The organism is Leisingera sp. JC11 (genome assembly GCF_040704725.1).
GTDB lineage: Bacteria > Pseudomonadota > Alphaproteobacteria > Rhodobacterales > Rhodobacteraceae > Leisingera.
The window spans coordinates 212,582-235,353 of the sequence record NZ_JBFCVS010000004.1 but is presented as its reverse complement, the minus strand read 5'-3'; the positions used below and the strand labels follow the sequence as shown (position 1 = coordinate 235,353).

Below are 22,772 nucleotides of genomic sequence, written 5' to 3'. Positions count from 1 at the left end.
CGTTCAGAAAAATCAGGTTTATCTGACATACATCAAATAACGGCACTGACGTTCCCTCTAGTGTCGGCGGCGAATACAGCAAGAGAATCTTGTAACAGATGCCGCGCACCCTTTTCACATCTTCTGCTTGTCGCGCCGGGTTTGCCCGGCGGCTGGCGGGAATGTGCGCGGTTTTCATGCTGGTGCTGCAGGTGGCCTTCCCTGGTGCGGGGCAGGCCGCAGCTGGTGGCGAGTGGATCGAGATTTGCGGCGAATTCGGCGTGGTGGAGATTCAAGTCGCTGCCGAGGGCAGCGAAGAAAAGCAGGATTGCCCCAAGTGCAGTACATGCGCCCTCTGCGCTGCAGAGAATGGGGCAGGGCCGGTAAGCCTGCAGCCATCCGGCATCAGCAGGGCGGCAGATTGCACCGTGCTATTGCCTGCAGGAACCGCGGTGCAGCCGAATCCTGCGCAATACTGGCATGACGGCCGCGGGCCTCCGCTGGTGACAGAGATAGAATCCGAACGCGCATTCCGCGCGTCCGTGGCAGCCACTCAAGACAAAGGAGAGGCGCCATGGTTCTGACACGCGCCTTCCGGGGCTGGCTGACAGCCCTTGTGATGACATTCGCCGCCCTTTTTGCCGCGGCGGCTGAGGCAGACAGCCTCGACTCCTTCCTGACAGAACTGACTCCCGGTGATCTGGTGCCCGGCGCCGAGGCGTTCGGCCCAGTGCGCAGCGATGTGCCGGTGGCGCCGGTGCTGAAGGCAGGCGAAACGGTCGCCTATGCCTTCCTGACCTCCGATTTTGTCGGCACCACCGGATACAGCGGCAAGCCGATCCATGTAGTAGCGGCGATTGACACCAATGCGGTGCTGACGGGCGTGAAGCTGGTCAAGCACTCCGAACCCATCGTGCTGATCGGCATCCCCAATTCCAAGATGGTCAAGCTGACCGAAAGCTATGCCGGGCTGGACCTGAAGGCCGAAGCGGCGGCAGGCGGCGATGCTCATGATCTCGACATCATCTCGGGTGCGACGGTGACCATCATGGTTATCGACGACAGCTTGGTCCGGGCCGGCATAAAAGTGGCCCGCGCGCTGGGGCTGGGCGGGCTGTCTCCGGTGCAGCCGGACGGGCCGAAGCGCGAGGTCGACATGGCCCGCGAGGAGGTTGCGGATTGGACCAACTTGGCGGGCGACGGCTCTGTGCGGCGGATGACGCTGGACGTTGGCCAGATCAACGCGGCATTTGAAGCCACCGGCGATCAGCGTGCGATCCGGCGGCGTGAGCGCGGCGCGCCGGATGAGACCTTCATCGACATGCAAATGGCGCTGGTTTCCGTGCCCTCGATTGGCAAGTCGCTGCTGGGCGAAGCGGAGTACCAGAACCTCAAGGCCTGGCTGGACAAGGGCGAGCACGCCATTCTGGTGCTAGGACGGGGCAGCTACAGCTTCAAGGGCTCCGGCTATGTCCGAGGCGGTATCTTTGACCGCATCCAGCTGATCCAAGGCGATGCTTCGGTGCGCTTCTTCGACCGCCAGCACAAGCGGCTGGGCGAGCTGGCCACTGCGGATAGCCCCAGCTTCGGTGAGCTGGACCTGTTCAAAATCCCGGCGGATGCGGAATTCGATCCGGCTGAGCCGTTCCGCCTGCAGCTCTTGGTGCAGCGGTCCGTGGGCGCGCTGGAGCGGGCGTTCCTGACTTTTGACCTGGGCTACAAGCTGCCGGAGCAGTACCTTCTGCCCGCCGCACCTGCGCCCAAAGTGGTGGAGGACGATACCGGCGAGGCTGCCGCCAAGGCCGCCCTGTGGCAGCGGATCTGGAAGGACCGCACCGTCGAGATCGGTGTGCTGGGCGTGATGCTGCTGGTGCTGACGGGGGTGTTTTTCTTCCAGTTCCAGGCGACCGTGAATGCGCGCACTTTCTACTGGTTCCGCGTCGGATACCTGACCGTCACCCTGGTGTTCCTGGGCTGGTACGCCAATGCACAGCTGAGCGTGGTGAACCTGATGGCGCTGGCTGGGTCCTTGCGCAGCGGTTTCTCCTGGGATGCCTTCCTGCTGGATCCGCTGGTCTTCATCCAATGGTTTGCTGTTGCCGCAGCACTGCTGTTTTGGGGCCGGGGAGCCTATTGCGGCTGGCTGTGCCCGTTTGGTGCCTTGCAGGAGCTGACCAACAAGATCGCCCGTGCCTTCAAGGTGCCGCAGATCACCCTGCCGTGGGGCCTGCATGAGCGTCTGTGGCCTGCAAAATACATGATCTTCCTTGGTCTGTTCGGCATCTCGATGGTCTCGATCCCGCTGGCGGAGACCTTTGCCGAGGTGGAGCCGTTCAAGACCGCGATCATCCTGAAGTTCATGCGCGACTGGCCGTTTGTGGTCTTTGCTGTGGTGCTGCTGCTGGCCGGGCTGTTCATTGAACGGTTCTATTGCCGCTACCTGTGTCCGCTGGGCGCCGCGCTGGCGATCCCGGCCCGGGTGCGCATGTTTGACTGGCTGCGCCGCTACAAGGAATGCGGCAGCCCCTGCCAGACCTGCGCCAACGAGTGCCCAGTTCAGGCCATCCACCCGACAGGTGAGATCAACCCGAACGAATGCGTGAACTGCCTGCATTGCCAGGTTTTGTATCAATCCGAAGCCAAATGCCCGGTTGTCATCAAACAGCTGAAACGCCGGGCCAAGACCGGCAGCCCGGCCCCGGACGTCACTCTGGGCCGCCCGCCTGCCAATCACCCCAACGCGAACAGGATCAAAGTTTCCTGAAGGAGGACATCATGTCTGAAGACCTGAAAAACAAACTGCCCGTCACCCGCCGCGGCCTTCTGGGGGCCACTGCCTCCGGTGCCGTACTGGCGGCCACCGGCGCCGGTTCCACTCTGCTGGGTGCTAAGCCGGCCCAGGCCGCGGGCGTCAATCTGGAGCCGGGCGAGCTGGATGAATATTATGGTTTCTGGTCCTCGGGCCAGACCGGCGAGCTGCGCATTCTGGGCGTGCCGTCGATGCGTGAGCTGATGCGGATCCCGGTGTTCAACCGCTGCTCGGCCACCGGCTGGGGCCAGACCAACGAGTCCAAGAAGATCCTGACCGAGGGCCTGCTGCCGGACACCAAGGAATTCCTGGCCGCAAACGGCAAAGAAACCTACGATAACGGCGACCTGCACCACCCGCATATGTCGTTCACCGACGGCACTTATGACGGCCGCTACCTGTTCATGAACGACAAGGCCAACACCCGCGTCGCCCGCGTGCGCTGCGACGTGATGAAGTGCGACAAGATCATCGAGATCCCGAACGCCAAAGACATCCACGGCCTGCGTCCGCAGAAGTTCCCGCGCACCGGCTATGTCTTTGCCAACGGCGAGCACGAGGCACCGCTGGTCAACGACGGCCAGATCCTGGATGATCCGTCGCAATACGTGAACATCTTCTCCGCTATCGACGGCGACACCATGGAAGTCGCCTGGCAGGTGATCGTCTCGGGCAACCTGGACAACACCGACTGTGACTATCAGGGCAAATACGCCTACTCGACCTCTTACAACTCGGAAATGGGCATGACCCTTGCCGAGATGACCGAGAACGAGCTGGACCACGTGGTTGTCTTCAACATCGCAGCCATCGAGGCAGCGATTGAGGCAGGCGAGTATGAGGAGCTGAACGGCGCCAAGGTGGTTGACGGCCGCAAGGGCGCGCCAGGCAAGCTGACCCGCTACATTCCGATCCCGAACTCGCCGCACGGCATCAACACCGCACCGGACAAAAAACACGTCTGCGTAAACGGCAAGCTGTCGCCGACCGTCTCGGTGATCGATGTCGAGAAGCTGGACGCGCTGTTTGATGCGGATGCCGACCCGCGCTCGGCCATTGTGGCGGAACCGCAGCTGGGCCTGGGGCCGCTCCACACCGCATTCGACAACCGCGGCTATGCCTACACCACCCTGTTCCTGGACAGCCAGGTGGTGAAATGGGACATCGCCAAAGCGATCGAGGCCTTTGCGGGCGCCGATGTGGACCCGATCATGGACAAGGTCGATGTGCAGTATCAGCCGGGCCACAACTCCACCTCCATGGGCGAAACCGCCGAGGCGGACGGCAAGTGGCTGATCTCGATGAACAAGTTTTCCAAGGACCGGTTCCTGAACGTCGGTCCGCTGAAGCCCGAGAACGAGCAGCTGATCGACATCTCCGGCGACAAGATGAAGGTGGTGCACGACGGCCCGACCTTTGCCGAGCCGCATGACTCCATCATCGTGCACCGCTCCAAGGTGAACCCGGCCAGCGTCTGGGACCGCAACGACCCGATGTGGGAAGACGCGCGTAAGCAGGCAGAGGCGGATGGCGTCGATCTGGACGACTATCAAGACACCATCGTGCGCGACGGCGACAAGGTAAGGGTCTACATGTCCAGCCAGGCGCCGAACTTCAGCCTTGAGAAGTTCACCGTCAAGCAGGGCGACGAAGTCACCGTCTATGTCACCAACCTGGATGATATTGACGACCTGACCCACGGCTTCTGCCTGTCGAACTTCGGTATCGCAATGGAGGTCGGGCCGCTGGCAACCGCCTCGGTCACGTTCATCGCCGAACGTCCGGGCGTGCATTGGTACTACTGCCAGTGGTTCTGCCACGCGCTTCACATGGAAATGCGCGGCCGGATGCTGGTCGAGCCGCGGAGCGCGTAACCATGAAACGGCTCCTGCCCATATCCCTGGTTACGGCCCTTGCCGGCCTGGCGCCCGCCTGGGCGGCGGATTGGGATGTCCCCAACCGGGCAGGGGCCATTTCTGAAACACTGGCGCAGGCGGCGGATGGCGACACCCTCCGCCTCGCCCCTGGCGACTATGCCGAAACCCTGGTGCTGGACCGGCCTGTCATTCTGGACGGGCAGGGCCACGCCACACTGGACGGGCAGGGCAAGGGATCGGTGATCACCGTGACCGGGCCGGGCGTAACCGTTCAGAACCTGACCGTTGTTGGCTCCGGCTCCTCGCATCAGGAGATCGACAGCGGCATTAAGCTGACCAAGACCGCAAAGGCGTCGCAGATCCTGAACAACGTGCTGCTGGGCAACCTGTACGGCGTGGATATTCACGGCGCCCGGAAAAGCCTGGTGCAGGGCAACCGGATCGAAGGGCGTCTGGACCGGCACATGAATGCCCGCGGCAACGGGGTCTATGTCTGGAACGCGCCGGGCGCGGTGGTGGACGGCAATGACATCCGCTTTGGCCGCGACGGGATCTTTGTGAACAGTTCCAAGAAGAACAGCTTCATCAACAACACTTTCCGCGACCTGCGTTTTGCCGTGCATTACATGTATGCCGACAATTCCGAGGTGTCGGGCAACGTCTCGATCGGCAATCACCTGGGCTATGCGGTGATGTTCTCGAAACGGGTCAAGGTGACCGGGAATGTCTCGCTGAATGACCGCGATCACGGGGTGATGCTGAACTATGCCAACCAGGGCGAGGTGCGCGGCAACTATGTGAAGGGCGCCAAGGACAAATGCACCTTCCTCTATAACGCACACAAGAATGATTTCTCGGGCAACTGGTTCGAGGGCTGCGGCATCGGGATTCATTTCACCGCGGGCAGCGATGGCAACCGGATGGTTGGCAATGCCTTTGTCGGCAACCGGCATCAGGTGAAGTTTGTCTCCACAAAATGGGTGGAATGGAGCGAGGAAGGCCAGGGCAACTACTGGTCCGATTTCGCAGGTTTTGATGTGGACGGGGATGGCATCTCCGATGCGCCCTACCGTCCGAATGACAGCATGGACCACGTGCTGTGGACCCAGCCGGCGGCGAAGCTGCTGATGGGATCGCCCGCGGTGCAGCTGGTGCGCTGGTCGCAGTCGGCGTTTCCCGCGCTGCTGCCCGGCGGGGTGATCGACAGCCACCCGCTGATGCGGCCAGAGCGGCCCGGGGCCGCCAGAAAGGTTGAACAAGATGGATAACGCAATCAGCCCGCTGCAAATCCGCGCGCTGGACAAGTTCCGCGGCAGGACACAGGTGCTGCATGGCGTCGACCTGGACATCGCGCCGGGCGAGCGGCTGGCGCTCTTGGGCCACAACGGCGCGGGCAAGTCGACAATGATCAAGGCGGTGCTGGGCCTGATCCGGCATGAGGGCGGCAGCATCCGCATCTGCGGGGCAGCCCCCGGCAGTGCCGCGGCGCGCGGCGCCACCGCGTTTCTGCCGGAGGCAGTCAGCTTTCACCCGGCTCTGACGGGGCATGAACAGCTGGCGCTGTTTGCCCGCCTTGCGGGTGAGCGCGCGGACATCGAAGGCCTCTTGGAACGGGTCGGGCTGGGCGAGGCAATGCACCGCCGTATCGGCGCTTATTCCAAGGGGATGCGGCAGCGGCTGGGGCTGGCGCAGGTGCTGCTGGGCCGCCCGAAGCTGGCGCTGCTGGATGAACCTACCAGCGGGCTGGACCCGATCTCGCGCCAAGACCTTTACGCCATCATCAATGAACTGGCCGAACAGGGCGCGGCGGTGCTGATCGCCTCCCACGCGCTGACAGAGGTGGAGGCGCGCACTGATCGCATCGCCATCCTGCGCAAGGGCGTGAAGGTGGCGGATGACACGCTGGCCGGCCTGTCGGCCCAGGCCGGGCTGCCGGTCAAGCTGAGGGTCCAGGCCAGCGGCGCGCACGCCGACCGGATTGCTGTTGAAACCGGCGGGCGGCGGATCAACGGTGCCTCGGTTGAGATCCTTTGCTCGCCGCAAGACAAGATGGCCGAGCTGCGCAAGATCGCAGCTATGGGTGACGCCGTTGCTGACATCGACATGGTGCCGCCGCGGCTGGAAGACCTCTATCGCCATTATTCAGGGGAGGACCGAAAATGAGACGTGCCTTTGCCATTGCTCGTGCCGAGATGCTGATCCTGGGCCGCAACCGCTGGCTGGTAATGGCGACGCTGATCATGCTGGCGTTTGCGCTGGCGCTGTCCTTTGCCGGATCCGCGCCGACGGGGACGCTGGGGGTGGACATGCTGACGGTCTCGGTCGCCTCGATGACTACCCTGTCGGTCTACCTGGCGCCGCTTCTGGCGCTGATGATGGGGTTTGACGCGGTGGCGGGCGACCGGGATCGGGGCAGCCTTGCCCTGCTCCTGGCCTATCCGGCGGGACGGGCCGAGATTCTCTTGGGCAAGCTGATGGCGCATCTGGCCGCCTTGGCTGTCGCCATGTGCATCGGTTTTGGCGCAGCCGGAGCCGTGGCCGCCTGGTTTGGCGGCGCCGGTCCCGAGAGCCTGCTGGCGCTGGGGCGGCTGGTGCTGACCTCAATCCTGTTGGGCGCGGTGTTCCTGGTGCTGGGCTATGCTTTGTCGGCGCTCTCCAGCGGAGCCACGGCCGCGGCCGGCCTTTCGGCAGGCGTATGGCTGGTGTTTGTGGTGCTCTATGACCTTGGCCTGCTTGGGGCCGTAGTGATGGACAGCGGCGGGGTATTCACCCAGAAGATTTTCCCGTGGGTGATGGTTGCGAACCCGGCGGATGCGTTCCGGCTGTGGAATGTAGCGGCCTCGGAAAGTGTGGCCTTGTCCAGCGGCATGGCAGGGGCAGCCAGTGCGTTGCCAAGCTGGGCCGCTCCGCTGTCGCTCCTGCTGTGGCCTGCGCTGGGATTCCTGCTGGCCTGCGCCGCATTCCGGAGGGTGGAGCCATGAAACGCCTGATCCTTGCTGCCGCATTGGTGCTGTCTGCCTGCCAGGAGGAGGAGGCCAAGGCGCCGCCTGCGCCGGTGGAGCTGACCGAAGTGGCGCTCAGTTACTTCTGCCAGATGAATGTCGCTGAACATGGCGGCCCGAAGGGGCAGATCCATCTGGACGGCTTCCCGGCACCGCTGTTCTTTGCCCAGGTGCGCGATCTGGCGGCCTACGTGAAAAGCCCGGAGCGCGATGCGGAAATCACCGCCATCTACGTGAGCGACATGGGCGCGGCACCAAGCTGGGAACATCCTGGCACCAAGAATTGGATCGAAGCCAGGCAGGCGCATTTCGTGGTCGGCTCCAACGTCGCCGGCGGCATGGGGGCGCCGGAAGTCGTCCCCTTTGCTTCGCCTGAGGACGCCGCGCGGTTTGCTGAGCGCTATGGTGGCTCTGTCGCCGGGTTCGAGGGGATTCCCGATGATGCAGTGCTGGGGCCGGTTGATCTGGACCAAAGGCTGGAGACGCCGTCCTGAGCGGTTCGACGTATTGCCTCAGGCGGTCTCCGGCTGAAGCCGCATCTCAGCGGCGATAGCGTGGCCTTCCATCCCTTCCATCCGGCTGATGCGGGCTGTGCGCTGGGCCAGCTCATGCGAGGCAGCGGTGTTGCAGCGCTGCCAAGTGACGGTCTTTGTGAACTTGTGCACCGACAGCCCGCCGGTATAGCGCGCAGCACCGCTGGTGGGCAGCACGTGGTTGGGGCCTGAGGTCTTGTCGCCGAAGGACACTGTGGTCTCCTTGCCCAGAAACAGCGAGCCATAGGCGGTGAGACGGTTCAGCCACCAGTCGAGATCCTCGGCCTGCACCTGCAGATGTTCGGGGGCGTAGCGGTCAGCCACCAGAGCGGCTTCTTCCCGGCTGCCGCAGAGAACCACCTCAGCGCGTTCGTGCCAAGCGCGGTGGGCGGCAGAGAGGTTGGGTTCCGGTAGCCGGTCAATCAGCGCCTGCGCGCGGGCCATGACGCCCTTGGCCAAGCTCTCGCTGGTGGTGACCAGCCAGACCGGACTGTCGGCGCCGTGTTCGGCCTGGCTGACCAGATCCCAGGCGACGGTTTCCACATCGGCGGTGTGGTCGGCGATGACCAGAGAGTCGGTGGGGCCTGCAAACATGTCGATGCCGACCTCGCCGAACAGCATCCGCTTGGCCTCTGCCACATAGGAGTTGCCAGGCCCGACCAGGATGTCGGCTGGCTGGGCGCTGAAAAGGCCCTGGGCCATGGCGGCAATGCCCTGCACCCCACCCAGGTTCAGGATCAAGTCGGCACCGCACAGGTCCATGGCATAGATGATGGCGTCGGGAATGCCGCTGCCGGGGCGCGGCGGGGAGACCGCGGTGATATGGGGCACGCCGGCCACCTTGGCGGTGGTGATAGTCATCAGCGCGCTGGCGATATGACTGTAGCGGCCGCCCGGCACATAGCAGCCGGCACTGGACACCGGAATCTGCTTCTGGCCCGCGATCAGGCCGGGGATCACTTCCACTTCGCATTCACCCATCGTGGCCTTTTGCGCCTCGGCAAAGCGGCGGATATTGGCGTGTGCGAACCGGATGTCTTCCTTGGTCTGCTGCGAAACCCGGTTGCAGGCGGCCCGGCGCTGGGCGTCTGTCACCACGATCGGGCCGGTCCAGCCGTCCAGCTTTTCCGCATAGCGGCGTACCGCTTCCTCGCCTTCGCGCTGGATGTTGGCGAGCATCACGGCGACTGTGTCACGGATGTCGCTGCTTTCAGCGGCGGGGCGCGCCGGTGCCTGTTTCAGATAGGTGATTGCCATGGGTCCAAGCTCCTCGAACAGCTGCCGGATGCGCGGGAAGCGCACGGCGCGGTTTGCGCCTAAGACAGCGGCTGGCGGGCCGGACGGTCAAGCCGCGACCCAAGGGTTTCGAAAAACACGGATGTTTGTTTCTAATTGCCCTAGCGGTCAGCCTGCGCCTGAGGGCAGAGTCCGGAATTCCTCGCCCAGCCAAGGAAAGCGCTGGATGATCGGGTCGGTAAAGTGATGCCGCAGGGACTTCTGCAGGGCCTCGTGAATCAGCTGCGACGTGGCAGCGGGATAGACGCTGGTGGTGAACAGAGACACTGTTCGGGCAAAGCTTTTCCCCGGGAAGCGCACCACTTTGACTTTTTCGTGGAAGCGCTGGGCGCGGTGGTAGCTGGCGGCGGTGGTGACGGTCCAGCCGCTTCCCTCGGACACTAGGCCGATGATCGACTGGTTGCATTCCAGCTCAAACCTGTTGGCCAGCGCGATTTTGAGCCGGGTCAGCTGGGTCTCGATCTGCTTGCCGATGGTGTGATCGCGGGAATAGCGTAAGAAGGGCAACGGTGCTCCGTGTTTGGTCAGTTCATCGACGCTGCCTGTGTAGCCTGCCGGCACCACTAGAATGAACGGGTCGCGCATCAGCGGGTATTCGATCAGATCGGGCAGCAGCCCTGACGGGCGGGTGGCAACGCCTGCGTCCAGCTTCTGCGCCTGCAGCTTTTCGATGATCTCGTGGCTGGGGCGGGTGTAGTGCCGGAAACTGCAGCGCGGCAGAGCAGTGGAGAGGAACTGGAACAGTTCCGGGCCGACCTCATTGTCAAAATCATCCAGCAGCGCCATGCGCAGGTCGGTAGCATGCTGCCAGCTGCCGGAACGCATTTCCGCCTCGCCGCGCCTTAGCGTCATCAGTCCGTCGTAGACATAACGGGCAAAGACCACCCCTGCGGGGGTCAACCCCATCGGGCGCCGGGTGTGGTCCACCAAGTCTACGCCAAGCGCGTTTTCAAGACTGCGAAGATGGTTGGACACAGTACTGATCGAGAGCCCGGTTTCCGCCGCGACCTTTTGTATCGACCCGGACTTCGAGATCAGCTGGAAAACTTCCAGCCAGCGCAGACTCAGCGTCTTTTGCATTTTCGGCCCTCCCTAGCGGTTTGCATATGCTATCCACAGAAATGCGCCAATACATGCGATAAAATCGAAACTGAGTTTTACTTTCTCTGCAGGAGTAATTTTATTCTACAGCGAATTCTCTTCCCGGATAAGGTTTGCCGTGCAAAAATCAGAGCCTTAAGGCCCGCATAGAACGAGCCAGGCGTGACAACTGGGAGAACGATTAATATGATCAAAAAGTATCTGCTTTCAACAGCCTGCGCAGCCGCTGCTGCGCTTTCAGCGACACAGGCCTCGGCCCTGGATGAAATCACAGTGGCCTATTTCCTGGAATGGCCGATGCCGTTCCAGTTTGCCAAGGCCAATGGCACTTACGAAGAAGAAATGGGAGTCAAGATCAACTGGGTCTCCTTTGACACCGGTACAGCGATGTCTGCGGCAATGGCCTCGGGCGATGTGCAGATTGCGGTAAGCCAAGGTGTGCCGCCCTTTGTGGTTGCGACCTCTGCCGGCCAGGACATCCAGACGGTGGATGTGGCGGTCAGCTACTCCGACAACGACAACTGCGTGGTGGCTGAAGCGCTGGAAATCGACAAGGACAACGCCGGCGAGCTGACTGGCAAGAAAGTGGGTGTGCCGATCGGCACCGCTGCGCATTACGGCTTCCTGTCGCAGATGGCGCATTTCGGTGTTGATGTCGGCTCGATGGAGATCGTCGACATGGCACCTGCGGATGGTGCGGCGGCATTTGCCCAGGGCAACCTGGATATGGTCTGCGGCTGGGGCGGTGCGCTGCGGCGGATGCTGGAGCACGGCAATGTGCTGCTGACAGGCGCCGAGAAGGAAGAGCTGGGCATTCTGGTGTTCGACGTGACCAGCGCGCCGGCGGGCTTTATCGCCGATGAGGGCGCCCTTCTGAGCAAATTCCTGAAGGTGACCGCAGATGCCAACGCAATGTGGAATGCGGGCGAAAGCAAGGACGAGATGCTGCCGGTAATTGCCAAGGATGCGGGTATGGATCTGGCCGATGCCGAGGCCACAATCGCCACCTTCAGCTTCCCCTCCGCTGAGGACCAGCTGTCCGAGAAATGGCTGGGCGGCGGCGCTCAGAGCTTCATGAAAGGCGTGGCGGATGTGTTCGTGAACGCAGGAAGCATCGAGGCTGCGCTGGATTCCTATGACGGCGCTGTGGACAGCGGACCGCTGGCAGCTGCGTTGAACTGAGCCAGAACGAACTGGCAAAGACGGGCGGCCCGGATTCCGGGCCGTCCGCATCCGCCGTTGCAGGCCGGCTGCAAACGGGTGCTAACAGGAAGGGGAAGCGATGTCGGGACTGGACATCAAGAGTGTCTCCATGCGTTTTGACCTGCCCAACGGCAGTTCGGTTCAGGCGCTGAAAGACGTTTCTTTGAATTTGCAGGCGGGGGAGTTGCTGTCGGTGCTGGGCCCGTCAGGCTGCGGCAAGACCACGTTGCTGAACATCCTCGCCGGGTTTCTGGCTCCTACCGAAGGCAAGGTGGAGCTAAATGGCCATGTGGTGACCGGCCCTGACGCCGAGCGCGGCATGGTCTTCCAGAAAGGCGCGCTTTTCGAATGGATGAACGTGCGCGACAATGTCGAATTCGGCCCCCGGATGAAGGGCATGGGCCGGGCAGAGCGGGAGAAAATTTCCAACCATCTGCTGGAAATTGTTGGCCTTCAGGACTTCAAGGAAAAGGCGGTCTATGAGCTGTCGGGCGGCATGCAGCAGCGTGTGGCACTGGCCCGCTGCCTGGCCAATGAGCCGGACGTGATCCTGATGGACGAACCGCTGGGCGCGCTGGATGCGCTGACGCGCGAGAAGATGCAGGGCTTGGTGCTGAAGCTTTGGAAAGAGACCGGCAAGACTATCATCCTGATCACCCACTCCGTTGAGGAGGCGTTGCTTCTGGGCGAGCGGCTGATCGTGATGGCGCCGCGGCCCGGCCGTATCCACCGCGAATACAACCTGCCCTTTGCAGAGCGCGGCGTGAATGCCGACCTGCGCGACGTCAAGAAATCTGAAGGCTTTGCCGAAACCCGCGATGAGATCCTCTCGATGATCTGGGAGATGGAAGAGGAGATCATGGGCCGGACGGAGCAAGTGGCATGAGCGTTCTTCTGTTCTATATCGCGCTGTTTGCCGGCGCCTTCTTCCTAGTGCAGATCATCCGCAAGGGGATGCAGTCGCGTCAGGATTTCACCAGCCTCAAGACCGTAACCTTCGGCGACGAAAGCGCCGTGAGCCCGGACCGGGCAGCTTCGATCATCTCGGTTCTGGTGATCTTTGTGATCTGGGCGGCTTTCACAGGCTCCAAACTGTTCCCGATCCACGTGCCAGGGCCGTTCACCGGCGAGACCACCTTCACCTACACGCTGGAAGACGCCGATGGCGCCACGGATGACGCAGATGTCACTGTGCGGGTTTTCGGATTTGGCGAAGATGTCCAGAAGTTCGAAGTCGAGGGCGGCAGCGGCTTTGCCTCGAATGATGCGCTGGCAGCACAGGCCGGGCGGTCTACCACGCTGCTGTTTGACAAGAATGACGAGGCCAAACGCCGGGACGGCGCAAAGATCGTGGCGATCAATGGTGAGCCGATTGCGATTGGCGGCGCGGTCGACACAGGAGACGGCACCGTGACGCTGACCGGAAAGGGCGCAATCAGCTTTACCCCGGACAGCGGCATGCAAATGAACCCGATCTGGCTGCCGGCCCCGGAAACCGTGGTGTCTCGGTTCTTTGAGATCGCCAATGAGGGCTATCAGAACTTCTCGCTGTGGCAGCACCTTGGCTGGTCGCTTTTGCGCGTTGTGGCGGGCTTTGTGACCGGTGCCATCGTCGGGATTCCGCTCGGCTATGCAATGGGCCTCAGCGGCTGGTTCCGCGGCTGGTTCGATCCGATTGTCGAGTTCATGCGTCCGGTGCCGCCTTTGGCGCTGATCCCGCTGGTCATCATCTGGTTTGGCATCTGGGAGACCGGCAAAATCGTTCTGCTCTTCCTGGCGGCGCTCTGGATCATGACGATTGCGGCGCGGGCCGGGGTGTCCGGGGTGAACATCTCGAAAATCCACGCGGCCTATTCGTTGGGCGCCTCCAAGTGGCAGATCATGCGCCATGTCATCGTGCCGAACTCGCTACCGGAAATCTTCACCGGCGCGCGGGTTGCAATGGGCGTCTGCTGGGGCACGGTTGTGGCTGCCGAGCTGGTTGCCGCGCAAAAGGGCGCGGGAATGATGATCATTGCCGCGTCCAAGTTCCAGCTGACCGATATCGTGATCATGGGCATCGTGCTGATCGGCATCATCGGCTATGGCATCGACATCCTGATGCGCAAGGCCGAGAACTGGCTGGTGCCGTGGAAGGGCCGCAGCTGATCTGACGCTTAGTTTCGCAAGGAAGACGGTGAGTTAAGCGAAGAAAACGCCCGGGGAAGGCCCCGGGCGTTTTGTTGTTAGGGAAGAGCTCAGCCGCGGATGCGGTCGAAGCCGGGATCATAGGGAGAGGGGGCGATGACCGTTGCACCAACCAGATCGCCGCAGAGGTCGAGCTGCATGGTGCTGCCCTCCGCCGCCAGCTCCGACTCCACAAAGGCATAGGCCAGGTTCTTGTCCACCCGGTGGCCCCAATCGCCCGAGGTCACGGTGCCTACAACCTTGTCGCCTTGCATCAGTGAGGCACCGCCGTGGGCTGGGGCGTGGGTGGCGTCGATCTGCAGCGTCACCAGCTTCTTGCGGGCGCCTTCGGGCTGGCGTTTCAGCAGAGCGTCGCGGCCGATGAAGTCGCCCTTTTCAAGCTTCACGAACCGGTCCAGCCCAGTCTCGAACGGATCGAACTCGGTGATCAGGTCGGCCTTCCAGTGCAGGAAGCCTTTCTCCATCCGCATCGATTCGACCGCGCGGGCGCCGAAGAGTTTGAGCCCGTGCCCCTCACCGGCCTTCCGCAGTGCCAGATAGGCGGCGTAGAGCGAGGCGTTGGGGACGTGGATCTCATACGCCAGCTCGCCAGAGAAGCTGACGCCCATCACCGTGGCCGGGGCAAAGCCAATGAAGCATTCGCGTACCGACAGCCAGGGGAAGGCCTCAGCCGACCAATCGCCCCGGGCGCAGACAGAAAGCACGTCCCGAGCCCGGGGACCGGCCAGGACCAGAATGGTTTGGTCATTGGTGAGGGGGCGGACCTGAACGTCCTCATCCGCGCGGATCTGGCCTTGCAGCCAGTCCATGTCGTGGAATTCGCTGGCGGCGGCCGAGCCGTACCAGACCCGTTCCGGCCCGCGGTCCGAGGCGGGGAGGTTGGCCACGGTGGCCTCACACTTGATCATGCCATGGTGGTTCAGCAGGTATCCAAGACCCACGCGGTTTGCGCGTTTGGTGACGGTGCCGCAGAACATGCGATCAAGGAAGCTGTGGCGGTCGGCGCCGGTGATTTCAAACCGGTTGAAACCGTTGACCTCGGTCAGGCCTACGTTCTCCTGCACGTTCTTCACTTCCGCCGCGACCACGTCGAAGGCCTCGTCGAAGGTGAAGCTGAGCGAAGGATGGAACTCTGGCGATGGCTTGATGTACTCCACACGCTCCCAGCCGTTAACAACTGTAAACTCGGCGCCTTCTGCCGCCAGCACCGGCGTCAGCGGCGTGGTCTTGGCCGGGCGGCCCGCCGGACGGTGCTCATACGGGAAGTGGAAGCGGAATTCGTTCTGGTAGTCCTCGATGGCCTTCAGCGCAGTTAACTCCACGTTGGTGTGGGTGGTGAAGCGGCGAGGGTCGACGCACCAGGTGTCATAGCAGGCCTCGCCATGCACGATCATCTGCGCCAAGAGCCAGCCGTGGCCGCCGCCTTCTCCCAGGCCTGCGCGCAAGCCGATGGCGCAGAAAGCGTTGCGCTTGCCCGGGATCGGGCCGATCAGAGGCGCGCCGTCGATGGTATAGGTGATGGGCCCATTCACAATCGAGCGGATGCCGGTTTCGCGCAGCGCGGGCATCCTCTCGAACGCGCCTTCCAGCACGTCCATCACCCGTTCGAGGTCATCGGGGCAAAGGGCGTTCACAAAGTTCGGGTCGATCCCGTCCATGCCCCAGGTCTTGCAGTCCTGCTCGTAGAAGCCGATCAGCAGCCCGTTCTTTTCCTGACGGCAGTAGTAGTCGGAGATTGGGCAGCGGATCAGCGGCATCCGGCGGCCTGCGTCGATGATGCTCTGGATGTCTTCGGTCAGGAAATACTGGTGCTCCATCGAGGCGACCGGGTGGTGCACACCCATCATCGCGCCGACCTCATTCACCCGGTAACCGCAGGCGTTCACCACGATATCGCAGTCGATGTCCCCGTGTTCCGTGTGCACGGTCCAGGTGTCGTCCTTGTGCTGGGTGAGGGCAGTGACCGGCGTGTTGCGATAGACTTCGGAGCCCGCCTTGCGCGCGTGATAGGCCAGCGCTTGGCACAGCTGTGCCGGGTCGATGTCGCCATCCAGCGGGTCCCACAAACCACCCACCAGATTGTCCGTTGAAATCAGCGGGTGACGGCGGGCGCATTCTGCCGCGTCGATCACCTCAAAATGCACCTCCATGCCGCGCGCCATCGAGGCGAAGTGGCGGTATCCCTGCATCTGCTCCGGCGTGTCGGCGAGCCTGATGCCGCCATCGCCGTGATGGTAGTTGATCGGATATTCAGGGTTTTCAGCCAGCTTTTTGTAGAGCGCGATAGAATGGCTTTTCAAACCGACCATGGTCTGGTTCATGCCGAAGTTCGTGACCTGCGCTGCCGAGTGCCAGGTGGTACCGCTGGTCAATTCGTTGCGTTCTACCAGAACGACGTCGCTCCAGCCTTCCTGGGTGAGGTGGTAGAGGGTGGAACAGCCGGCAATGCCGCCGCCAATGACCACAACCTTGGTGCGCGATTTCATGAAACGGGCCTCCTGACAGTTCCCTATTGACTAAGCGGCGGGATGGCAGCGGCGGCAAGACGGAGGAATGCATTTCGCAAAAAATCGAAAGCGCGATTGAGCCAATTGCGAGGATGCCGCTGGAACGCGCGGCAGCAGGAGCAACAACGGCAACGGCGGCCGCCCGATGCGCCTTTACCTGCGGGGGCGTCTGTTAACACCCAGCTGAGTCACGATGTTTTACCTGCCTGACGTTACAGCTTTGTGCCGGCTGGAGGCGCAGGAGCGTTGACGGCCCGCGCCGCTGCGCGCACAGTGCTGCTAAAGGAATAGTTTCTCATCGCATTTTGTCGCGGGAGTTCTCAAACTGTGCCAAAACTGGCACCATGTTGCGCAGGTTGATGGGTAATCTGGTCTTATCGTTTTCTAAAACTGTCACTGTTGGATGCGGGCAAGCCTTCGCAAGGTTTCACCGTTGAAACAACAAGAATAACAATTTGCAGTCCAAAGGGAGAATTGGATCAATGACAAACACTGGTAAGCTGACGCGGCGGAGCATTTTGAAGAGTGCCGGCGCCGCTGCACTGGCGGCGCCGCTCTACTCGAAAAGCGCGCTGGCGTCTTCGGGCGAGATCAACATCCTGATGTGGTCGGACTATCTGCCACCGGAGTTCATTTCGGGCTTTGAAGCCAAGACCGGCATCAAGGTAAACTACACCGGCATCGGGTCGAACGAAGAAATCATCAACAAGATGAAGGCCACCAAAGGCCAGGGCTTTGACATCGTTTCGCCGACCAACAACCGCTCGCTGCAGTGGGGGCCGCTGGAACTGCTGAAGCCTTTCGACATGAGCAAGGTCAACATCGACGCAGTGAACCCGGCGATGGCCAAGATCGGCACCGATGCCTGGAACTTCGGCGGTGCAGGCGTGCACTGGCTGCCGCACATCTGGGGCACCGAGGGCATCGCTTACCGCACCGACTTGTGGCTGCCGGAAGGTGATGCGCCGTCTTATGGCGATGTCTGGTCGGAAGAGAATGCCGGCAAAACCATGGGCCGGGCACATTCGATGATGCTGGGTGCAGGCCTTTATATGGAAGCCTCGGGCGAAATGGAGCCGGGTTCGATCTGGGCCGCCTATGACGACGAGGAAACTATGCGCAAGGTCTGGGGCCAGGTCACCGACTGGTGCGTGGCGCGCAAGGACCGGATCAAGCTGATCTGGAACGATGCTGACACTCAGAAGAACGGCCTGCTGAACGAAGGCGTGGTGGTCGGCCAGACCTGGGACGGCCCGCCGCTGGCCCTGAAATCCGCCGGCGAGCCGGTGCATTACCAAGCGCCGGTCGAAGGGGCAATGGCCTGGGTCGACGGCATGTCGATGCCAGTGGGTGCGCAGAACGAAGAGCAGGTCTACGCCTTCATCTCCTATGCCTACGAGCAGGAGCCGGCAGGCAAAGCGATTGACAGCCACGGCTACAATTCGCCGGTGCTGGGTGCCGACAGCTTCTCGGGAGATGTCTACAAGAAAAACTTTGCAGAGGCCTATCCTGGCAATTCACTGGCCAACCTGAACCCCTGGCCGGCCGAGGCGCCCTGGTATGCCGACGTGCGCACTGAGTTCGTCAACAAATTCAAGAGCGCTTGAAGCCTAAGCGCCTGAAACACTTGGCCCCCGGGATTTTTCCGGGGGCCAGTCATGTGCCGTCCGGCGCAATCACATACGAATAGAAATAGGAAGCAGGCCTAGCGGGGCCGGTGGCATGCCACCGGAATGGGGACCTGTACCCTAGGGAGAAGCCAAATGAGTGCTGGGGTCGGCGTTGATCTCGAGAACCTCTGGATCCGCTTCGGTGACTTTGTCGCCGTGCGCGATGCCAATGTGAACATCAATGGGGGGGATTTCTTCTCCTTCCTGGGCCCGTCGGGCTGCGGCAAGACGACGATTCTGCGCACGGTTTCGGGCTTTCTGGAGCCAAGCGACGGCAAGGTGCTGATCGGTGGCAACGACATGAAGGGGATCGGGCCGAACAAGCGCCCCACGGCGCTGATCTTTCAGAACCTGGCGCTGTTCCCGCTGATGAAGATCTGGGAGAACATCACCTTCTCGATGGAGATCAAGGGCGCCTCGGCCAAGGAGCGCAGGAAGCGCGCCGATGAACTGTTGGACATGATCGCGCTGCCCGGCCAGGGCGACAAGCTGCCGAGCGAGCTGTCTGGCGGCCAGCGCCAGCGGGTGGCGATCGCGCGGGCGCTTTGCGCCGAGCCGGATGTGCTCTTGCTGGATGAGCCGCTGTCGGCGCTGGACCTCAAGCTGCGCCAGCACATGCGGACCGAGCTGCGCGAGATCCAGCAGCGGGTCGGCATCACCTTCATCTACATCACCCATGACCAGGGCGAGGCGCTGACCATGTCCGACAGCATCGCGGTGATGAAGGCGGGCGTGATCGACCAGATCGCCGATGGCAAGACCATCTACAACGATCCCTCCACCGCCTTTGCCGCCTCCTTTGTTGGCGAAAACAATGTCTTCCGCGGCCGCGTCAAGCGTGTCATGGGCAATGAGGCGCTGATCGCGACCAACCGTTCGGGCGAATTGGTGGCCCGGATCTCCACCGCCAACCAGGGCAAAATGAAGGAAGGCGACGAGGCGATGATGTTCATCCGCCCCGAGGCCTTTGCTCTGGCACCTCAGGGTGCCTCTGGCGATCATTTCGTGACGGCCAAGGTCAACCACGAAGAGTTCGAAGGCAATGTCTTCAACATCTTCATGGAGGGCGAGGGCGGCAAGGAGCTGAAGGTCTCTATCCCGAACCTGGGCCAGTCTTTCGAGGACCATACCGGCCAGAACATCACCCTGGAATACGAGGCGAACAACGCCGTCATCGTGCCCGCGGGTGAGCTGGCCGCGGAATAAGGAGGCCCAAGCCATGCCAAGCTTCCTGAGGGAGTTTTTCAAACGCAACGGCACCGGCATGGGCAGCCTGATGCTGGGGCTGGTCCTGTTCTGGACCATCGGCCTCATCATCCTGCCGCAGCTGTCGATGCTCGACTTCTCGTTCCGGCCCAACCTGCCGCCGCCGGAGATCGGCGGGCCCAAGGATGTCTACACGCTGGAGAATTATAAGTACCTGATCTACGGCCCCGAGGGCGGCAGCCAGGACTATAACGCGGTCGACCTCAAGGTGTTCTTCCGCACCCTGGTGGCGGCGGTCTGCGTCACCATCTTCAACCTGATCCTGTGTTATCCCATCGCCTATTACCTTGCCCAGACCAAGGGCAATCACATCCGCATCTTCGCGCTGATGCTGATCATCCCCTACTGGATCAACGAGATTCTGCGGGCCTTTGCGCTGCGTATCATCTTTGGCGAGACCGGGGTGCTGAACAATATGCTGGTGGGGCTGGGGATATTCGACACGCCCTTCGACTTCATCCGCAACGACATCGCGCTCTATGCGGGCCTTGGGTATGCCTACATCCTGCTAATGATCTTCCCGATCTACAACGTGATCGAGAGCCTGGACCGCAACCAGATCGAGGCCGCTCGGGACATGGGGGCAAGCTGGCCGATGATCCACCGGCGGGTGGTCATTCCCTATGCCAAGCCTGGGATCTCCTCGGGCTGCACCATGGTGTTCATGCTGTCGGCCGGTGCCCTGGCAGCGCCGCAGATCCTCGGCGGGCCTTCGTCCCTGTGGTTCACTCAGCTGATCTACCAGCAGTTCAATGACAACTCAGACTGGCCGCAGGGCGCAGCCTATGCGGTGGTGCTGCTGGTCACCTGCATTCTCTTGGTGCTGGCCGTCATGCGCCTGTTCAAGGTGAACATGGGGGATATCGGCAAATGAAGAACTTCACCTTTATGCGCCTGAGCCTCTGGGTTTATCTGGCGATCTTCTTTGCCTATCTGCTGGGCCCCTTGGTGATCATGTCGGCAACCGCCTTCAACTCACCCTCTTTCCCGCGGATGACTCCCTGGGAGTGCCTGACGTTTGAATGGTTCTCGGCCCTTTTCCAGGACGAGCGGATTCTGAACGGCATCTGGAACTCGATCCTGGTGGGGGCGGGCACGGTGGTCTTGTCGGTGGCGATGGGCCTGGCGGGGGCGCTGATGCTCACCCAGATCTGGCCCAAGCTGCGCGCGACCTATTATACCATCATCATCGCGCCGATCCTCATCCCCGGTGTGGTGCTGGGGATCTCGACCCTGGTGTTCTGGGACCGGATTAACCGGATGCTGGGCCTTGGTGCCGACAGCTTCCTGTCCAATGGGCTGTTCCTGACCATCATCGGCCAGTCTACCTTCATCGCCAGCTACTGCATGCTGGTGCTGGTGGCGCGTCTCCAGCGTTATGACATCGCGCTGACAGAGGCTGCGCTGGACCTTGGCGCGACCCATGCCCAGGCCTTCCGAAAGGTGCTGCTGCCGTTCATGCGGCCTGCGATTGCCTCGGCTGCGGTGCTGGCGTTCCTCGCGAGCTTCGAGAACTACAACACCACCACTTTCACCTTCGGCGAGTATCCGACGCTCACCATCGAACTGGCGCAAAAGGTCCGCTATGGCATCACTCCGGCGATTTCGGCCCTGGCCTTTATCATCGTGGTGCTGACGGTGTTTGCGGCGTTGTTCAACGAGGCCAGCATCCGCCGCAAGCAGCTGGTTGCCGAGGCGCGCAAGAAAGCAACCGTGGAAGAGCTGGAAAGCGGCAAGCTGCGGCTGCCGGGCTTCCTCAGCTCCAATGTGGCGGCGGTGGCACTGGTGGTTGTGGCCTGTGCGACGGTGGCAGTTGTCGGTACCGCGACGGTCTACAGCCCGCAGCAGTGTATCGCCAATGTGCAGGAGCAGAAGCGCCTGGAGACCGAGGAGCGGATCAAGGAGCTGCGCCGCCAGCGCGAACTGCGCCGCCAGCAGCAACTGGAAGAACAGGGTGAGGCCGCCCCGGCCCAGACCGCTCCGACAGCAGGCTCCGGCAACAACTCCGGCTTTGGCGGAGTGTTTGCCCCGGGCAGCCTGTCGGGCGAGGGTGAGGCAGAATCTGAAGCAGAGCAGGAGCCGCAGGGCAATAGCTCCGGCTTCGGCAACGTCTTTGACCCGAACGCCCTGTCGGGCGACGGTGAGGACAGCGGTTCCGGAAACTGAACCGCACCGCCCTGACACAACAAAGGCGGCCCGAAGGGGCCGCCTTTTGCGTTGCCTGAACCGGCTGCTGTCAGGCCAGCGAGCCAGCCGGATGGCGGTCCGCATAATACTGCTTGCGGAAGGCCTGCGGACTGGTCTTGTACTCGCGCTTGAACCATTCCGTCAGGCTGCTGCGGGATCCGAAGCCGGTGGCGGCCACAATCTCGGCCAGCGGCAGAGTGGTGTGCAGTAAAAGCTGGCGCGCCTTCTCAATCCGAAGCTTGCGGTAGGCCGCCAGCGGGCTGGTCTGCGCCTTCTGCTGGAAGCGGCGCTCCAGTTTGCGCGGCGACACTCCGGCCTGCTGGGCGATATCGCGGATCAACAGGGGCTCTTCCAGGTTCTGTTGCATTAGGTCGAGGATCTTGACTACCAGCGCGTCGCCGCCGGCGGTCTGGCGCAGCTGCAAAGAGACCTTCGACTGTTCCGAGGCGGGGCCAAAGGCGAGGCCCAGATAATCGCAGACCGCATCTGCAATGAAGGCGCCGCGGTCGGCGCGCAGGAAATTGGCCAGCAGCCGCAGGGCGGCAAAGCTGCTGACGGCGGTGCTGATGCGGCCCGACGTGGTGGTCAGGGTGCCAGCCGGGGCGCAGATCATCTGCTCCTCTTCCGCTACGGCGGCAAAATTCGTATGCACCGCAGTCTTTACCGCGGCGTTCAGGCCGGTTTCCGGCAGCAGGAAAATGGCGCTGCCGGCGAACAGACAGCGCTGCGCCTGGCGGCAGATCCGTTGCAGGCTGGCTTTTTCGCCGGAGTTCAGCGGCCAGCGGCTGGAAATGCCGCCGAGGAAGATCACGGTTTTAGGGTTCCAGTCTTCCGGCACAGTGCGCATCTGCGATGCCAGGTTGCGCACGGCGGTGCGGTAGCCGCTGTCGGGGAACAGATCGTTGGCGGCGCGGAAGACTTCGCAGATCATCTGGGCCGCGGCGGGCGAGTCCGGCTGCGGCAGAATGATTTCGACATCGTGGAAGCGGGCCAGGGCCGCGCTGTCAGCGGTTTGCCGGGAAGCTGGCACGGTCAGCGGTTCGAGACGGGACATCATTCTCTCCTCTGAGCGGGACATGCAGGGATGCAGCGTTACAGGAGGGGCTGCGGGGATGCCCCGCCGGACGCACCGGCGGGGCAGTAAGCCAGGAAGTC

Annotated in this window: 18 protein-coding genes; 14 read left to right on the top strand and 4 right to left on the bottom strand. The window is 62.3% G+C overall.

Annotated features, from left to right (window positions below):
- Nucleotides 1-176 precede the first annotated feature (176 nt).
- The 7 genes from AB1A62_RS06645 to AB1A62_RS06615 are packed head-to-tail and all read left to right on the top strand — an operon-like array spanning nucleotide 177 to nucleotide 8,161.
- Nucleotides 177-563 (top strand): hypothetical protein, encoded by a 387-nt coding sequence (locus AB1A62_RS06645; RefSeq protein ID WP_366660740.1) that lies wholly within the window; start codon nucleotides 177-179, stop codon nucleotides 561-563.
- Nucleotides 554-2,743 carry a 4Fe-4S binding protein gene (locus AB1A62_RS06640; protein WP_366660739.1) on the top strand — a complete coding sequence of 730 codons (2,190 nt, stop codon included), beginning with the start codon at nucleotides 554-556 and terminating at the stop codon, nucleotides 2,741-2,743. Before AB1A62_RS06645 ends, AB1A62_RS06640 begins: the two co-directional genes overlap by 10 nt.
- Nucleotides 2,744-2,754: 11 nt before the next feature.
- On the top strand, nucleotides 2,755-4,662 hold the full coding sequence (nosZ, locus tag AB1A62_RS06635; RefSeq protein ID WP_366660738.1) for a TAT-dependent nitrous-oxide reductase: 1,908 nt from the start codon (nucleotides 2,755-2,757) through the stop codon (nucleotides 4,660-4,662).
- A 2-nt stretch (nucleotides 4,663-4,664) separates the two neighbouring features.
- A complete protein-coding gene (locus tag AB1A62_RS06630) occupies nucleotides 4,665-5,933 on the top strand; it encodes a nitrous oxide reductase family maturation protein NosD (protein WP_366660737.1) in 1,269 nt (422 codons plus the stop codon).
- Nucleotides 5,926-6,828, top strand: a complete 903-nt coding sequence (locus AB1A62_RS06625; protein ID WP_366660736.1) for an ABC transporter ATP-binding protein — start codon at nucleotides 5,926-5,928, stop codon at nucleotides 6,826-6,828. Before AB1A62_RS06630 ends, AB1A62_RS06625 begins: the two co-directional genes overlap by 8 nt.
- Entirely contained in the window at nucleotides 6,825-7,646 is an 822-nt protein-coding gene (locus AB1A62_RS06620; protein WP_366660735.1) for an ABC transporter permease subunit, read from the top strand. Before AB1A62_RS06625 ends, AB1A62_RS06620 begins: the two co-directional genes overlap by 4 nt.
- On the top strand, nucleotides 7,643-8,161 hold the full coding sequence (locus tag AB1A62_RS06615; protein WP_366660734.1) for a nitrous oxide reductase accessory protein NosL: 519 nt from the start codon (nucleotides 7,643-7,645) through the stop codon (nucleotides 8,159-8,161). The genes AB1A62_RS06620 and AB1A62_RS06615 overlap by 4 nt, the downstream gene beginning before the upstream one ends.
- 18 nt (nucleotides 8,162-8,179) lie before the next feature.
- Here AB1A62_RS06615 and hisD read toward each other — a convergent pair whose 3' ends face one another.
- Complete coding sequence (gene hisD, locus AB1A62_RS06610) at nucleotides 8,180-9,457, bottom strand: histidinol dehydrogenase (RefSeq protein WP_366660733.1); 1,278 nt, start codon at nucleotides 9,455-9,457, stop codon at nucleotides 8,180-8,182.
- Nucleotides 9,458-9,604: 147 nt separating this feature from the next.
- Complete coding sequence (locus AB1A62_RS06605; RefSeq protein WP_366660732.1) at nucleotides 9,605-10,576, bottom strand: LysR family transcriptional regulator; 972 nt, start codon at nucleotides 10,574-10,576, stop codon at nucleotides 9,605-9,607.
- A 207-nt stretch (nucleotides 10,577-10,783) separates the two neighbouring features.
- On the opposite strand from AB1A62_RS06605, the gene AB1A62_RS06600 reads away from it, so the two are divergent.
- From AB1A62_RS06600 to AB1A62_RS06590, 3 genes are all read left to right on the top strand, one after another.
- Nucleotides 10,784-11,779, top strand: coding sequence for an ABC transporter substrate-binding protein (locus tag AB1A62_RS06600; RefSeq protein WP_366660731.1), 996 nt, complete (start codon nucleotides 10,784-10,786; stop codon nucleotides 11,777-11,779).
- Between the two features lie 100 nt (nucleotides 11,780-11,879).
- On the top strand, nucleotides 11,880-12,686 hold the full coding sequence (locus tag AB1A62_RS06595; protein ID WP_366660730.1) for an ABC transporter ATP-binding protein: 807 nt from the start codon (nucleotides 11,880-11,882) through the stop codon (nucleotides 12,684-12,686).
- Nucleotides 12,683-13,948 carry an ABC transporter permease subunit gene (locus AB1A62_RS06590; RefSeq protein WP_366660729.1) on the top strand — a complete coding sequence of 422 codons (1,266 nt, stop codon included), beginning with the start codon at nucleotides 12,683-12,685 and terminating at the stop codon, nucleotides 13,946-13,948. The genes AB1A62_RS06595 and AB1A62_RS06590 overlap by 4 nt, the downstream gene beginning before the upstream one ends.
- A gap of 89 nt (nucleotides 13,949-14,037) precedes the next feature.
- On the opposite strand, the gene AB1A62_RS06585 is transcribed toward AB1A62_RS06590, so the two are convergent.
- Nucleotides 14,038-16,473, bottom strand: coding sequence for an FAD-dependent oxidoreductase (locus AB1A62_RS06585; protein ID WP_366660728.1), 2,436 nt, complete (start codon nucleotides 16,471-16,473; stop codon nucleotides 14,038-14,040).
- Between the two features lie 503 nt (nucleotides 16,474-16,976).
- Here AB1A62_RS06585 and AB1A62_RS06580 point away from each other — a divergent pair.
- From AB1A62_RS06580 to AB1A62_RS06565, 4 genes are all read left to right on the top strand, one after another.
- Nucleotides 16,977-18,101, top strand: a complete 1,125-nt coding sequence (locus AB1A62_RS06580) for an extracellular solute-binding protein (protein WP_366660727.1) — start codon at nucleotides 16,977-16,979, stop codon at nucleotides 18,099-18,101.
- A gap of 156 nt (nucleotides 18,102-18,257) precedes the next feature.
- The gene (locus tag AB1A62_RS06575) at nucleotides 18,258-19,370 is read left to right on the top strand and encodes an ABC transporter ATP-binding protein (protein WP_366660726.1); all 1,113 of its coding nucleotides are present in this window, start codon (nucleotides 18,258-18,260) and stop codon (nucleotides 19,368-19,370) included.
- A 13-nt stretch (nucleotides 19,371-19,383) separates the two neighbouring features.
- Entirely contained in the window at nucleotides 19,384-20,304 is a 921-nt protein-coding gene (locus AB1A62_RS06570; RefSeq protein WP_366660725.1) for an ABC transporter permease, read from the top strand.
- Nucleotides 20,301-21,596: an ABC transporter permease gene (locus AB1A62_RS06565; RefSeq protein ID WP_366660724.1), complete on the top strand. Its 1,296-nt coding sequence runs from the start codon at nucleotides 20,301-20,303 to the stop codon at nucleotides 21,594-21,596. Before AB1A62_RS06570 ends, AB1A62_RS06565 begins: the two co-directional genes overlap by 4 nt.
- 70 nt (nucleotides 21,597-21,666) lie before the next feature.
- On the opposite strand, the gene AB1A62_RS06560 is transcribed toward AB1A62_RS06565, so the two are convergent.
- A complete protein-coding gene (locus AB1A62_RS06560; protein ID WP_366660723.1) occupies nucleotides 21,667-22,671 on the bottom strand; it encodes a helix-turn-helix domain-containing protein in 1,005 nt (334 codons plus the stop codon).
- Nucleotides 22,672-22,772: the final 101 nt, after the last annotated feature.

What these genes read in the sequence shown, in the direction of transcription:
- AB1A62_RS06645 (WP_366660740.1), top strand. Translation starts at nt 177, where the DNA reads ATGCTGGTGCTGCAGGTGGCCTTCCCTGGTGCGGGGCAGGCCGCAGCT.
- AB1A62_RS06640 (WP_366660739.1), top strand. Translation starts at nt 554, where the DNA reads ATGGTTCTGACACGCGCCTTCCGGGGCTGGCTGACAGCCCTTGTGATG.
- nosZ (WP_366660738.1), top strand. Translation starts at nt 2,755, where the DNA reads ATGTCTGAAGACCTGAAAAACAAACTGCCCGTCACCCGCCGCGGCCTT.
- AB1A62_RS06630 (WP_366660737.1), top strand. Translation starts at nt 4,665, where the DNA reads ATGAAACGGCTCCTGCCCATATCCCTGGTTACGGCCCTTGCCGGCCTG.
- AB1A62_RS06625 (WP_366660736.1), top strand. Translation starts at nt 5,926, where the DNA reads ATGGATAACGCAATCAGCCCGCTGCAAATCCGCGCGCTGGACAAGTTC.
- AB1A62_RS06620 (WP_366660735.1), top strand. Translation starts at nt 6,825, where the DNA reads ATGAGACGTGCCTTTGCCATTGCTCGTGCCGAGATGCTGATCCTGGGC.
- AB1A62_RS06615 (WP_366660734.1), top strand. Translation starts at nt 7,643, where the DNA reads ATGAAACGCCTGATCCTTGCTGCCGCATTGGTGCTGTCTGCCTGCCAG.
- hisD (WP_366660733.1), bottom strand. Translation starts at nt 9,457, where the DNA reads ATGGCAATCACCTATCTGAAACAGGCACCGGCGCGCCCCGCCGCTGAA.
- AB1A62_RS06605 (WP_366660732.1), bottom strand. Translation starts at nt 10,576, where the DNA reads ATGCAAAAGACGCTGAGTCTGCGCTGGCTGGAAGTTTTCCAGCTGATC.
- AB1A62_RS06600 (WP_366660731.1), top strand. Translation starts at nt 10,784, where the DNA reads ATGATCAAAAAGTATCTGCTTTCAACAGCCTGCGCAGCCGCTGCTGCG.
- AB1A62_RS06595 (WP_366660730.1), top strand. Translation starts at nt 11,880, where the DNA reads ATGTCGGGACTGGACATCAAGAGTGTCTCCATGCGTTTTGACCTGCCC.
- AB1A62_RS06590 (WP_366660729.1), top strand. Translation starts at nt 12,683, where the DNA reads ATGAGCGTTCTTCTGTTCTATATCGCGCTGTTTGCCGGCGCCTTCTTC.
- AB1A62_RS06585 (WP_366660728.1), bottom strand. Translation starts at nt 16,473, where the DNA reads ATGAAATCGCGCACCAAGGTTGTGGTCATTGGCGGCGGCATTGCCGGC.
- AB1A62_RS06580 (WP_366660727.1), top strand. Translation starts at nt 16,977, where the DNA reads ATGACAAACACTGGTAAGCTGACGCGGCGGAGCATTTTGAAGAGTGCC.
- AB1A62_RS06575 (WP_366660726.1), top strand. Translation starts at nt 18,258, where the DNA reads ATGAGTGCTGGGGTCGGCGTTGATCTCGAGAACCTCTGGATCCGCTTC.
- AB1A62_RS06570 (WP_366660725.1), top strand. Translation starts at nt 19,384, where the DNA reads ATGCCAAGCTTCCTGAGGGAGTTTTTCAAACGCAACGGCACCGGCATG.
- AB1A62_RS06565 (WP_366660724.1), top strand. Translation starts at nt 20,301, where the DNA reads ATGAAGAACTTCACCTTTATGCGCCTGAGCCTCTGGGTTTATCTGGCG.
- AB1A62_RS06560 (WP_366660723.1), bottom strand. Translation starts at nt 22,671, where the DNA reads ATGTCCCGTCTCGAACCGCTGACCGTGCCAGCTTCCCGGCAAACCGCT.